Annotated in this window: 9 protein-coding genes and 3 pseudogenes; 10 read left to right on the top strand and 2 right to left on the bottom strand. The window is 53.1% G+C overall.

Translation table 11 applies throughout. The features are described 5' to 3' along the window. Positions 1–13 precede the first annotated feature (13 nt). The 9 genes from TKWG_RS06490 (at position 14) to TKWG_RS21245 (ending at position 9635) form a co-directional block, all read left to right on the top strand. Complete coding sequence (locus tag TKWG_RS06490) at positions 14–535, top strand: flavin reductase family protein (RefSeq protein WP_014750086.1); 522 nt, start codon at positions 14–16, stop codon at positions 533–535. Further along, complete coding sequence (locus TKWG_RS06485; protein ID WP_014750085.1) at positions 535–1647, top strand: NAD(P)/FAD-dependent oxidoreductase; 1113 nt, start codon at positions 535–537, stop codon at positions 1645–1647. The genes TKWG_RS06490 and TKWG_RS06485 overlap by 1 nt, the downstream gene beginning before the upstream one ends. A 32-nt stretch (positions 1648–1679) precedes the next feature. Beyond that, a complete protein-coding gene (gene purU, locus TKWG_RS06480) occupies positions 1680–2531 on the top strand; it encodes a formyltetrahydrofolate deformylase (RefSeq protein WP_014750084.1) in 852 nt (283 codons plus the stop codon). Between the two features lie 592 nt (positions 2532–3123). Next, positions 3124–3489: a DUF4180 domain-containing protein gene (locus tag TKWG_RS06475; RefSeq protein ID WP_014750083.1), complete on the top strand. Its 366-nt coding sequence runs from the start codon at positions 3124–3126 to the stop codon at positions 3487–3489. A gap of 1158 nt (positions 3490–4647) precedes the next feature. Further along, entirely contained in the window at positions 4648–5175 is a 528-nt protein-coding gene (locus tag TKWG_RS06470) for a fimbrial protein (RefSeq protein WP_014750082.1), read from the top strand. A 46-nt stretch (positions 5176–5221) separates the two neighbouring features. Further along, positions 5222–5941: a fimbrial biogenesis chaperone gene (locus TKWG_RS06465; protein WP_014750081.1), complete on the top strand. Its 720-nt coding sequence runs from the start codon at positions 5222–5224 to the stop codon at positions 5939–5941. A gap of 15 nt (positions 5942–5956) precedes the next feature. After that, on the top strand, positions 5957–6475 hold the full coding sequence (locus TKWG_RS21250) for a FimD/PapC N-terminal domain-containing protein (RefSeq protein ID WP_014750080.1): 519 nt from the start codon (positions 5957–5959) through the stop codon (positions 6473–6475). Next, a complete protein-coding gene (locus TKWG_RS06460) occupies positions 6466–8487 on the top strand; it encodes a fimbria/pilus outer membrane usher protein (RefSeq protein WP_014750079.1) in 2022 nt (673 codons plus the stop codon). Before TKWG_RS21250 ends, TKWG_RS06460 begins: the two co-directional genes overlap by 10 nt. Further along, a complete protein-coding gene (locus TKWG_RS21245) occupies positions 8478–9635 on the top strand; it encodes a fimbrial protein (RefSeq protein ID WP_014750078.1) in 1158 nt (385 codons plus the stop codon). The genes TKWG_RS06460 and TKWG_RS21245 overlap by 10 nt, the downstream gene beginning before the upstream one ends. 460 nt (positions 9636–10095) lie before the next feature. Here TKWG_RS21245 and TKWG_RS06450 read toward each other — a convergent pair. Continuing rightward, positions 10096–10988 (bottom strand): annotated as a pseudogene (locus TKWG_RS06450) (LysR substrate-binding domain-containing protein). A 178-nt stretch (positions 10989–11166) separates the two neighbouring features. Between TKWG_RS06450 and TKWG_RS06445 the strand changes: the two are divergent. Continuing rightward, a pseudogene (locus TKWG_RS06445) lies at positions 11167–12357 on the top strand (acyl-CoA dehydrogenase). A gap of 143 nt (positions 12358–12500) precedes the next feature. Here TKWG_RS06445 and TKWG_RS06440 read toward each other — a convergent pair. Further along, positions 12501–13090: pseudogene (locus tag TKWG_RS06440) on the bottom strand (HupE/UreJ family protein). Between the last annotated feature and the right edge of the window lie 30 nt (positions 13091–13120).

Here is a 13120-nt window from a genome sequence, read left to right as displayed (position 1 = left end):
AGGTATCGACATAATGAGCGCACAGGCTCCGGATTTTGACTCACGCGATTTCAAGTCTGCGCTGGGCCGCTTTGCGACCGGCGTCACCATCGTGACGGCCACGCATCCGCAAAACGGCCATCCTATCGGATTGACCGTCAGCTCGTTCAATTCAGTCTCGCTAAACCCGCCACTTGTGCTCTGGAGCCTGATCAAATCCTCTTCCAACCGGGAAGCCTTTGAGCAGATCACGCGCTACAACATCCACATATTGAACGCCGAGCAACTGACGCTGGCCCGCCAGTTTTCCGCCGGCAGTCCGCAAGAACGTTTCCGCGACATACTCTGGAGGCCTGGCACCACAGATGAACAGGTTCCCAAGCTGGATGATCGCTACTGCTCGGCCTGGTTCGAATGCTACAACCGCAATCACTACCACGAAGGGGATCATATGATCCTGATCGGCGAGGTAGAGCGGTGCCACCATACCGATTCGCTGCCCCTGGTCTATCATGCGGGCAGTTTTGATCTGACCCCTACCTTAACAGAAACATAATGAGTATTGATATTGAATGCATCGTCATCGGCGCCGGTGTCGTCGGGCTTGCCATAGCCCGCGAACTGGCCTGTTCGGGAACTGAAGTGCTGGTGCTGGAAGCTGAAGAAGCCATTGGCATGGGCACCAGCTCACGCAACTCCGAAGTGATTCATGCCGGGTTATATTATCCTGAAGGCAGCCTGAAGGCGCGGCTTTGTGTCGAAGGCAAAAAACAGCTTTACACCTATTGTGATGCGCGCCATATCCCATACAAGCGCCTGGGCAAGCTGCTGGTCGCGACGTCCGACAGCCAGATTCCATATCTGGAAAAAATCGCCGCCCAGGGCAAGGCCAACGGCGTAGAAGATCTGCAGTGGCTGACTGCCGAGCAGACGCGCACGCTGGAACCCGAGCTCGATTGTGCCGCCGCTGTATTGTCTCCATCAACCGGCATTATCGATAGTCACGCCTATATGCTGGCCCTGCAGGGCGATGCCGAAAACGCCGGCGCCCAGGTCATACTGCGCACGCCCATGCTGCATGCGAATATTGATGCCGACGGCGCCTTCACCTGCCATTTCGGCGGGGACGAAGCCATGACCTTACGCTGCCGCACACTCATTAATGCATCCGGCCTGCATGCCCCTACACTGGCGCGTAACATTGGCGGACTTGACCCGGCACATATTCCGGGCGAGTATTACTGCAAGGGCAGCTATTTCACGCTGAACCGCCGCGCACCGTTCTCTCATCTTATCTATCCCATGCCCAATAGCGCAGGCCTTGGCGTGCATCTGACCCTGGATATGGGCGGCCAGGCAAAATTCGGCCCCGATACCGAGTGGATTGAGGACGAAAACTATCTGGTTAACCCGGATCACGCCGCCGCTTTTGATCAAGCCATTCGCAGTTGGTGGCCGGGCCTGCCCGACAATGCCCTGGAGCCGGGCTATGCCGGCATTCGCCCCAAAATCGTGCCAGCCTCATCTGCGGCGGGCGATTTTGTGATTTCCGGCCCGGGCAATCATGGCGTACCGGGTCTGGTCAATCTGTTCGGCATTGAATCTCCCGGCCTGACAGCAGCCCTGGCGATTGCCACGGCAACCGCCCAGGCCCTGGCGTCCCGCTGACCCTCTAACCCGCTACCGACGCGCGAACGAATATGCAAAACGATTACATCCTCACCGTTTCCTGCCCAGACCGTACTGGCATAGTGCATGCCATTTCCGGCCTGCTACTTGAAATGGACGGCAACATTATTGACTCACAGCAATACGGGGACGAAGAAACCCAGCGTTTTTTCCTGCGCGTACATTTCAGCGTAGACAGTGCCATCAACCATGACGACATCCGCCTGAAATTTATTCCCCTGGGAGAAAAATTCAATATGACCTGGAAGCTGCATGACGCCCGCAAGAAAGCGCGCGTGCTGATCATGGTCAGCAAGCAGGGCCATTGTTTGAATGACCTGCTGTTTCGCGCCAACAGCGGCTCGCTGCCGATTGAAATTGTTGCCGTCGTCTCGAATCACCGCGACTATGAAAGGCTGGCCACCGGCTACGGCATTCCCTTCCATTACCTGCCTGTAACGCCGGACACCAAAGCGGAACAGGAAAAGCAGGTACTGGCGCTGGTAGAAAACCACAAGGCCGATGTTGTGGTACTGGCCCGATATATGCAGATCCTGTCGGATCAGTTCTGTCGTGCACTGGAAGGTCGGGCAATCAATATCCACCATAGTTTTCTGCCCAGCTTCAAAGGCGCCAGGCCGTACCATCAGGCCCATACGCGCGGCGTAAAAATCATCGGCGCCACGGCACACTATGTCACCGCCGATCTGGACGAAGGCCCTATTATTGCCCAGGATATCGAGCAGGTAGACCACACCATGTCGGCCAATGAGCTTACCCGGGTCGGCAGCGATATTGAATCTCTGGTCTTGTCGCGCGCCGTCAAATATCACGTTGAACATCGCATCCTGCTCAATAACCACCGCACGGTGATTTTCCGCTAGGATCGGGCCTGGCGGCTATATTGTGAGATCCCGATGCTTGCTGGATTGCACTTCGGAAAACACGATATTGACAAAAAAAGTGCTGTTGAGTAAATTAAAACCTGAAACCGGTGGGGGTGAGCCCACCGGTCCCTGATCAGTAAGCTGGCATGCTGTACACCAGCAGCATCAGCACTATACCGATCAGGATAAGTTGTAATACGATTCTGTTCATCGTATCCTCCTTATCAGGCAGGGCCCGGCTTTGGTCGGGCCCTTTTACCGTCAGCACTGCCCTTCAGTGCAGCAGCGTTATTCTGCTTTTTTCTTTGATCGCCACCGCGTGCTCTTGATCGAATATATCATTGCGTTATCTCCACATTCGTAAACCGAGAGACAACTGGATGAGGCGCCGATTGGGCGCGTAGATGTCGCGGCCATGGGCAGCGAGTGCGACAAGAACCATTGCCTCCAAGCCTTTCCATCCGCTGGTTTGACTGCTTGGACAAACTGCTATAGCCTGAAAGTGGCCATTTGGCGGGAATTCGTTCAACAGGAACCTGAACAGTCGCAGGTCATTTGACATACCGAAATTTACGAAGGGTAGATCGCCATGAGAATAGAACGCTTAGGTAATCTTAATGTGTACTTTGCTGCCGCTGAGGGACCTGCATTATCGAGCGAACAGGATGCGCTGGACCTCATAGGCGAAACCTACGGCCAGGAGATCGACGTCATCGTTGTGCCGGCTGCTCGCTTTACCCCTTTGTTCTTCCAACTCAGCAATCAACAAGCGGGGCACTTCTTTCAGAAGATGCAAAATTATCTTGCACGCCTGGTGATCCTCGGTGACATTTCAGCCTACAGTGCCAGCAGTAAGGCGCTACGGGATTTCGTGAGCGAAACCAACCGCATAGGTCACCATCTGTTCGCAGCCACCGAATCCGAGATGCAAGTCCGGCTTTGTGGAAAAGCTTGAACTGACGTCCGCCTTTTGCAGGCAAACGCTTAGCAGCAGACATTCCACTTTTCGCCCTGGCTCCTGGCGTAACGTTGCTGTAAAAATTTCGGAGGCGGGAACACTTTATCGGGGATTGCACTTTCCAGCACTTCGCCCGGCAAGATGACTAGACAGCAATTTTTCGCATTTTCCTGTGTTTGCTACCTCGTGGTGCTGATCGAAAATCACCATTGGGTTAATGTCACCTTCGCAAACCCAGCGACGATCTTGCTATGTTGCTCAACACGAGCCTTCGGAAAGTACGACATTGACAAAAGAAATACACTTAAGTAAATTAAAACCTGAAACCGGTGGGGAGGAATCCCACCGGTCCCTGATCAGTAAGCTGACGTGCTGTACACCAGCAGCATCAGCACTATACCGATCAGGATAAGTTGTAATACGATTCTATTCATCGTATCCTCCTTATCAGGCAGGGCCCGGCTTCGGTCGGGCCCTTTTACTGTCTGCGCTGCCCATCAACACAGCAGCGTTATTCTGCTTTTTTCTTTGGTCGCTGCTACCGGGGTTTGATCCGGAATGTCACTGCGTCATTACCGAAAACTACGCTGATTAATACCGCTGATTAATACCGCTGGTTAATACCGCTGGTTATTGGCCACTGACTATTGACTGCGCCAGCACGCACCTTGCGTGCGCACGAACAGCGGGAAATGAAATCCTTTTTTAAATTATATTATTTTGTATACAGGATACATTTCTCTAGCAATGTTGTTTTTTTGAAAACGGCAAAAAGAAGATAAAAAGCCATTGGAACATTCTAATCAAAAGGTTCGGCAATTTTTAAAAAGTTCTCGATCTATCAATCTCCCTACCATCACCCTTTACCTTGCCTCCCACGTACCGAATCCGAACAACCCCTGTATTTAGAAAAAAAAAAATTTCCTTATAAACACAAATAGATAAATGCAAAATTCGTAAATATTCTCTGAAATTCAACTCGGCATCTCGTGCCTTAACATACGTACCCATGTGCTTACATGATGCAGATTAACTTTTCACTCGTTTGCTTTTTTTAACATTTAGTCGTATTTACATACTTTTATGCATTCTCTAAATTAGCGATGTTTCACCGCAAAACCAACTTTGGCTCAACACACTTATATTGGAGTTGTCATGAAATTTCAGAAATTATTCCTCGCTGTCGCAGCAATCGTCGGATGCTCATCGGTTTTCGCATTTGACGGCACCATCAATATAACCGGCAAAGTGACTGATCAGACCTGCCAGGTCAAAACCGGGACTGAACAACTCAGCGTGCGCTTACCCGAAGTAGGTACGGCATCTCTGAACGCAGCCAACCAAACAGCGGGCGCCACACTCTTTACAATCAAACTGCAAAACTGCAATCCAGGAAATGGCAATGTACTGGCCTACTTTGAACCCGGCAACACCATTGTAGGCAGCCGACTCATAAATACCAGCACCAATAATGCAGCAGGCAACGTGGAAGTCCAGCTGCTCAATAACAATCACCAGCCGATTGATCTTTCCCAAAACAGCGCCAGCGCTCAATCCTCAACGTCAGCACCTGTGAACGGTACGGAGGTAAGCCTGGATTATTATGCGCAGTACTTTGCCACTGCTGCCGCAACTGCCGGTGAAGTAACCTCCACTGTCAACTACACCATCGTTTACAACTGATTGCTGTAGACGATTTGTTTTCTCTATTGATAAAGGGTAAGGCAACATGACGCTGGCAGGTATCCGCGTTTTTTTTCTCATGGTCCCGCTGCTTTGGATGGCTCAGAGCAATGCATCTGTGGTTATTACCGGCACGCGGGTCATTTATCCTCTGTCATCAACAAGCGTCACTGTCAGGCTGCTCAATGACGGTTCGCAACCGTCATTGGTGCAGGCCTGGGCCGATGACGGAGCCGGCAATACAACGCCTAACGAAAGCAAAGCACCCTTTTTAGTCACACCCCCGGTATTTCGCATGGAACCGCAAGCCGGACAAACATTGCGTCTTGCTCTGACGGATGCCGGGCTGCCGAAAGACCGGGAATCGGTCTTCTGGCTCAATGTGCTGGACATTCCACCCAAACCCTCCGAAAACACCGGTAATTATCTGCAAATGGCGGTGCGGACGCGCATCAAAATATTTGCCCGCCCCGAAGACCTGGGCCAGACCGTGAGCGAAGCGGCAGGCAAATTGAAGTGGACAACCAGTTCCCGCGGGGAACTGGTTATTCACAATCCTGGCCCATACTACTTTTCATTGAATGGCATAAGTACGAGCCCAAAAACGGCAACAACACCAACGCAGATCTCTGCCATGGTTCCCCCATTTTCCAGCACGAACCTGCGCATTCGCGTCAGCCTCCTGGCCGATGCAATGCTGGATATTACCTACATCAATGATTACGGCGGCACTACCCGCACCACTATTTCTGGAAGAAAAAGATAAATCCGTTGCGACATCATGCGCCGCTATTTACCCACGCCCTTTACATACACCGTCCTCATCAGTGTGCTCTTTTCATTTGTCGAACGCCCTGCAGCCAGCCAGCAGAAGGTTGAATTTGACGCGGTATTTCTGCGGGGCACTGCTCGGCACGAGCTCGACATCTCCCGGTTTACGCATCGAAATTCGGTACCTCCCGGCGAGTACGAATCGGATATTTATGTCAACAATATATGGAAGGGCAAAACGCGCCTGCGTTTTCGCGAACAGACGCCGAACGGCAAAACCGCCCTGTGCATGAACGACGCAGTACTGCGTATACTTGATCTTGACACCACCCGCCTGTCGTACAGCAAGATAGGGGACGCTGATCAGCACTGTATGTCTGCCGCCGCAGCGATCCCGCAGGCCACGATCAATTATCGCCTTGACGATTTTCGACTGGATGTGAACATTGCCCAGATCTATGTCAGGCAGCGACCACGTGGTTATATCAGCCTGATAACTGGCAGACCGGGGTTCCAACCGTGTTTCTGAATTACGATTACAATTTTTATCAAACCACGACGTGGGGCTGGGGTAAAACAAGTTCTCGGTTTCTTAATCTGAATGGTGGCGTCAATCTGGGCAACTGGCATTATCGCCACCAGGGTTCCCTCAATTGGGGCAGGATAAATTCATATAATGACGATGGCGGCAGCCGATATCGCGCCTATGCAAATTATCTGCAACGAGATATCCCGTTTCTGAAGAGCCAGATCATGGTGGGTGATTTCACCACAAACGGCGCTCTTTTCGACAACCTATCATTACGTGGCGTACAACTGTTCTCCGATGACCGGATGCTGCCTGAATCCACAAAAGGGTACGCCCCTGCAGTGCGCGGCATCGCACAAACCAATGCGCTCGTCACCATCAGGCAGAATACGAATCTCATATACGAGACCACCGTCCCTCCCGGTCCTTTTGAAATCACCGATCTTTATCCGTCCAGTTATGGCGGTGATCTGCACGTGACCGTCACCGAAGCGGACGGATCTGCACAAACTTTCACGGTGCCATTCAACACATTGTCGCGATTGCTGAGACCTGGAAATCTGCAATATCAAATCGCAGCCGGCCGACTCAAATTCGGGCAGACAACATTGAAAAACAGGGTGTTGCAGGCATCTATGCAATATGGCGTGACCAACTGGTTAACCGTGAACGCCGGTTTCAATGCAAGCGAGCGTTTTCGCTCCGTGCTACTTGGCGGCGCATTCAACACATCACTGGGCGCGTTTGGTCTGGATATGATTTCCTCCAGGAGCACACCACACTTTGGCGAAAACCGGTCGGGCATCACCTGGCGCGCCACCTATAGCAATTTTGTGGCTTCCACAAAAAGCAATATTGCATTGACGGCTACCCGTTACGCCTCAGATGGATACTATTCAATCCTGAATACCGCTTTACAGGATAACCAGGATATATTGACAGGCGGTACCTGGTTTCTGACGGATCGGCTAAAAAACCAGCTGCAACTCGCGGTGAATCAGCCGTTTTCAGGCCGTTGGGGCAGCGCCTACCTTACCGCCTATATCAGCGATTACTGGAATCGTCGCGGGCGGGACACGACCGTGCAGGCCGGCTATAGCAACAGCTACAGGAACATTTCCTACACCCTGTCTTTCAGTCGTTCACGTGATGTCTACACTGCCAAAAGCAGCAACAATGTCTTTCTCAGCTTTTCTATTCCCATTGGCAAGACAGGTAGTCATACGCTCACAACACAGGCAGGAAGTCGAACCAGTAACGGCGCTTACGTCTCGTCAATGCTGGCGGGTTCTATGGGCAACAACAACGCCTATTCCTATGCACTGTCCGCCAGCCATGACTCAGACACCACCAGCGGCAATATCAGCGGCAGCTATCGGTCATCTTATGGGCTGTTAAGCGCCAATGCCGGAATCGGCAAGGGCTACCGCCAGGTTGGTGTTTCCGCCTCGGGGGCAGCGATTATTCATCCCAAAGGTATTTCCTTCTCAGAGCAGGTCGGTCACACGTTTGCCATTATTTCAGCGCCGGGCGCAGAAGGCGCGAGTGTCGCGTCCGGCGCAAACGCCCGGCTCGATGCCGACGGGCTCGCAGTGGTTCCCTATCTCAATCCATATCAACTCAACTCCGTAGGCATTGACCCGCAAGGCGCTCGCAGGAATGTGGATTTCGATGCAACCAGCTATCAGGTCATACCGCGCGCGAACAACGCCATGCTGGTCGAACTAAAAACAAGAACCGGTGCCGGCGTGCTATTTCAGATCACACTGGCCGATGACGCGTTCCCGCCGCTGGGCACGGATGTGCTCGATGAACAAGGCAATACGTTGGGGTTTGTAGCCCAGCAGGGGTATGTATTTGTGCGTGGTCCAAAACCGACAGGGTTACTGCTGTTGCGCTGGGGCGCTGGCGCCAGAGCCCGCTGCAAGGCGCCCTACACGCTGGAACAGGCAGTCCTCTCCGGCAAGCAGTCAAGCGACCAATTGGTAAAGGTGAAGATCCAATGTCAGTGAATCTATATCCGTTAATCGCAAAACAATATGTGCCGTCTTTGATACGCACCATGATGAAAATAGGTATCTTTGCCAGTCTCATACTGTGGTCTGCGTACAGTCGCGCAGATTTCGCTCCCATCAACCTGGGCACCTATACGCTATCGGAGTCGGTCAATCAGCAAGCCATCGACCAGCCCATCGTATTTATGCTGGGTACCAATCCGATTGAAGTCACCCAGCTAAACGTTCTAAGTTGGCAGGTTCCCTGGTGGCCTCGTGCGGAAGCCTGGTCGGATGCACCCCAGATACCCGGACGCACAGCCACTGTTCACGGCCAGCCGCATAGCATATTTCAAATTCCCGGACTACCCTCCATAGGCTATGTATTGGACGTCAAGGATCCCGCGTCCTCCATCTGGCTACCCATTAATAGTGAGCTTGTGCCACCCTCTATACAAGCCGGCCGTAAAACCACTTATCAGATTCCTGCGGGCGCCGCAGGAATTTGCTGCACGATGAGCCTGAGTATACGCATCACCTTTATCAAAATCGACCACAGTCCGATTCGCACCTTCAGTGCCCAAACGTTTTTGATAGACAAGCTGGTCAGCTTCCATATAGTACACAACCAGACCAGATTGGTGCTGCGCGGTCCCGCCCATGCCAACCTCAACTTCAGCATAAGCACGATCGCGTCCAGCTGCCGATTGACCAGCACAGCAACCCAGAGCATCAAGCTGCCGGACGTCCCTATGGTTAAGTTCAAGCAAATTGGCAGCACCCATGAGGGGGGCAATGAAGCCCGGTTTTCGCTGCATTGCGATCCCGGCTCTACCGTATTTGCCACCCTCACAGACGCCAACAGCACCTCGAACACAAGCGACACGCTCACCAATACTGGCTCAGCAAAAGGGGTGGGTGTGCAGTTGTTGCAAACGTCGCGCTCTTTCAGCGCCAGCAACTGCAGCAACGGCTCGCCCTGCCGCTTCGGCCCGGATTCACGCGTCAAAAACAACACCAATCAGTGGCAGGCTGGTCCCGACAATACATACAATACAATGGCGACCGACACGACGATTTCATTCCGAGCACGGTATATCCGGACCGGCGCGGTCCAACCGGGCACCGTCCGCGCTATTTCCACCATTACCTTCTCGTATCAATAAGCGATCTGAGCTGCGAACGTAATGGCTGAGGTTCACTGCCAACTGAGACCCACTCGCTTCGAACGCATCGAATGCGGCCGGCGATGCTGTGTACTTCGCGTAAGCCATAACCTCACCAACCGACCCTCGGAAAGTACGACATTGACAAAAGAAATACAGTTGAGTAAATTAAAACCTGAAACCGGCGAGCCGTATACTCGCCGGTCCCTGATCAGTAAGCTGGCATGCTGTACACCAGCAGCATCAGCACTATACCGATCAGGATAAGTTGTAATACGATTCTATTCATCGTATCCTCCTTATCAGGCAGGGCCCGGCTTCGGTCGGGCCCTTTTACCGTCCGCACTGCCCTTCAGCGCAGCAGCGTTATTCTGCTTTTTTCTTTGGTTGCTGCTACCGGAGTTTGATCCGGAATGTCACTGCGTCATGACTGCAATCGCGCGTGAAGCCTGCGTCAGGTTTAGCGTATTGTCTGCGCCTTCAGCCAGGATTCAAACAGGGTCAGCGCCTCGGGGTAGGTCTCGGCTTTTGGATAACCAAAGTAATAAGCGGTTTCCACCGGTAGCGTCGCCGTTACCGGCATAACATAACGACCGCTTTTAATGTGTTCTCGGGCAACAAAAGCCGGCACCAGCGCCACACCCAGCCCGGCATCTACGGCCGCCAGCAGCATGGTAAACAGCTCATAACGGGGCCCGCCCAGCACCAGGGGCGTAAATGGCACGGCGTTATGTTCATACCAACTGGGCCAGGCATCGGGCCGCGTCATCATGTGCAAATGCGTCAGTTGCGCCAATGCACCCGCCCCTTTTGCCTTTGCGCGGGCCAGCAATTGCGAAGAGCACACCGGCACCAATTCCTGTTCACGAAACAGCATGACGCTTTGGGTGTTTGGCCAGGGGTGTGCCGCGTGATAGATGGCGCCATCCACCGGCACATCGGTAAACTGGAACGGATGGGTGCGCACCGACAGGCTGATCTGCACGTCCGGCCAATGGCGCTGGAAATCGGCCAGCCGGGGAATCAGCCAGGTGGTGGCCAGGGTGGGCAGCGTTGCAATATGCAGACTGCGTCCCAGGCCCGAGCGGCTCATCAGCACAAACGTATCCTTTTGCAGTTGCTCCAGATGGTGGCGAATGCGCGCAGCGTATTCCGCGCCTGTGTCGTGAGCGATATGCGCCGGCGCACGCGGTTAAACAGCGTGACGCCCAATCGGGCTTCAAGCCCTTCAACCTGCCGAAATACCGCACTGTGGGTTAGCGACAATTCTTCGGCAGCCCTGGAAAACGAGCCCAGACGAGCGCAGGCCTCGAACGCCTGTAATGCGCCCAGGCTGGGAATACCTTTACGCATAGCACTCTCCCGTATGAAACAATCTGAATACAGCGCACGACATTGTGCATTTTTATCAATTGAATATTGATAATTTAACACATACAATGCAATCATCAAGATGACGCTGACGGTCTGGCGATCAAATCAGCCCTTACCATCCGAAACCATATTTCATCAATACAGACAGGAGCCATACATGTCCTCTAACCCCTCATTTCACTGGGACGATCCCCTGTTGCTCAATGCACAGTTGACCGACGAAGAACGCATGATCCGCGATGCCGCTGCGGCATACTGCCAGGACAAATTGGCGCCCCGTGTGTTGGAAGCATTTCGCCACGAGAAAACCGATCCTGCCATTTTCAGCGAAATGGGTGAACTGGGCCTGCTGGGTCCTACCATTCCCGAACAATACGGCGGCGGTGGTCTGAACTACGTCGCCTACGGGCTGATCGCGCGCGAAGTGGAGCGCATTGACTCGGGCTACCGTTCCATGATGAGTGTTCAGTCTTCGCTGGTCATGGTGCCGATCAATGAATTTGGCAGCGAAGAACAAAAATCCAAGTATCTGCCAAAACTGGCCTCTGGCCAATGGATCGGATGTTTCGGCCTGACCGAACCCAATCATGGCTCTGACCCGGATGGCATGGAAACCCGTGCAAAAAAATCGACAGCGGCTACAGCCTGAGTGGCAACAAAATGTGGATTACCAACTCTCCGATCGCTGATGTATTTGTCGTATGGGCACGTTGTGTCGGCGGCGATTTTGATGGAAAAATCCGTGGCTTCATTCTGGAAAAAGGCATGAAAGGCCTGTCTGCACCAGCCATCCACGGCAAGGTCGGCCTGCGTGCCTCTATCACAGGGGAAATCGTGATGGACGACGTGCAAGTATCTGATGAACAGATGCTGCCGGGCGTCAGCGGTTTGCGCGGTCCTTTCACCTGCCTGAACTCTGCCCGTTACGGCATCGCCTGGGCGCTCTGGCGCCGCCGAAGCCTGCTGGCACACAGCCCGTCAATACACAATGGATCGTAAGCAGTTTGGTCGCCCGCTGGCGCAGAACCAACTGATTCAGAAAAAACTGGCCGACATGCAGACCGAAATTACACTTGGCCTGCAGGGCTGCCTGCGCCTGGGTCGCATGAAAGATGAAGGCACTGCCGCCGTTGAGATTACATCCATCATGAAACGCAATTCCTGCGGCAAATCGCTGGATATTGCCCGTATGGCGCGCGACATGCTGGGCGGCAATGGTATTTCAGACGAATTTGGCGTCGCCCGTCATCTGGTGAATCTGGAAGTGGTCAATACCTACGAAGGCACGCATGATGTACACGCCCTGATTCTGGGCCGTGCACAAACCGGCCTGCAGGCGTTCTACTAAGCAGCAAAAAAGGATGCTGTAGTCACACAGCATCCTCAAGAAACATCAGGCCAGACAAAAGCCAGCATCCACTACCGCATGCTGCTTTTTTATTCCTGTTTATTCGCCACTGCCTTGTCAAATCTGGCTGGCCACCTGACTACTTATGCTCCGGCCAGCAGGAAAACACCATAAGCAGAAATGGCAGCACCTAACACGCGTGAGAACCATGCGCTATGATGTTTGAGTTGCATTCCTCCCAAGAGCCCTGCCAAATGCAATCCAAATGTTGCCAGCATAAAACCGGCGACAAACGGTATGGCAGCATTGCTCGCGGGCATTTCCATACCGTGCGCCAGCCCGTGAAACAGGCAAATGCGCCGACAATCACAAATCCCACCATTTCATTGATGGACTTTCTGGTTGCCACCAGTAGTCCCAGTATCAATAGCGACGCCATGATCATGGGTTCAACCAGCGGTAGCTGTACGCCCATGATGCCTAACATTGCTCCTGCAAACAGCATGATCAGAAACACCACCGGGGCGAGCATGGCGCGACGCAAGCTCTGGTGAGTCAGGGCGCTCCAGAGACCGACAGCCAGCATCGCAAGCAAATGATCCAGACCCGTCAGTGGGTGCAGGAGACCGGCTGCAAACATGCTGTGTTGCGCCTGGTCAATGTGACCGGGATGCGCAAAAACGGCAGTGGCAGTCAGGCCCAGCAGCGTGCCGATCGTGATCGCAACGTTCATGGGTTTCAACAAAGTACGCATATAAAACTC

The sequence above is a fragment of the Advenella kashmirensis WT001 genome (genome assembly GCF_000219915.2).
GTDB classification, from domain to species: Bacteria; Pseudomonadota; Gammaproteobacteria; order Burkholderiales; family Burkholderiaceae_B; genus Advenella; species Advenella kashmirensis.
This window is presented reverse-complemented; position numbering and strand designations above follow the sequence as displayed.

Coding starts and splice junctions, on each gene's coding strand:
- TKWG_RS06490 (WP_014750086.1), top strand. CDS start 14: ATGAGCGCACAGGCTCCGGATTTTGACTCACGCGATTTCAAGTCTGCG.
- TKWG_RS06485 (WP_014750085.1), top strand. CDS start 535: ATGAGTATTGATATTGAATGCATCGTCATCGGCGCCGGTGTCGTCGGG.
- purU (WP_014750084.1), top strand. CDS start 1,680: ATGCAAAACGATTACATCCTCACCGTTTCCTGCCCAGACCGTACTGGC.
- TKWG_RS06475 (WP_014750083.1), top strand. CDS start 3,124: ATGAGAATAGAACGCTTAGGTAATCTTAATGTGTACTTTGCTGCCGCT.
- TKWG_RS06470 (WP_014750082.1), top strand. CDS start 4,648: ATGAAATTTCAGAAATTATTCCTCGCTGTCGCAGCAATCGTCGGATGC.
- TKWG_RS06465 (WP_014750081.1), top strand. CDS start 5,222: ATGACGCTGGCAGGTATCCGCGTTTTTTTTCTCATGGTCCCGCTGCTT.
- TKWG_RS21250 (WP_014750080.1), top strand. CDS start 5,957: ATGCGCCGCTATTTACCCACGCCCTTTACATACACCGTCCTCATCAGT.
- TKWG_RS21245 (WP_014750078.1), top strand. CDS start 8,478: ATGTCAGTGAATCTATATCCGTTAATCGCAAAACAATATGTGCCGTCT.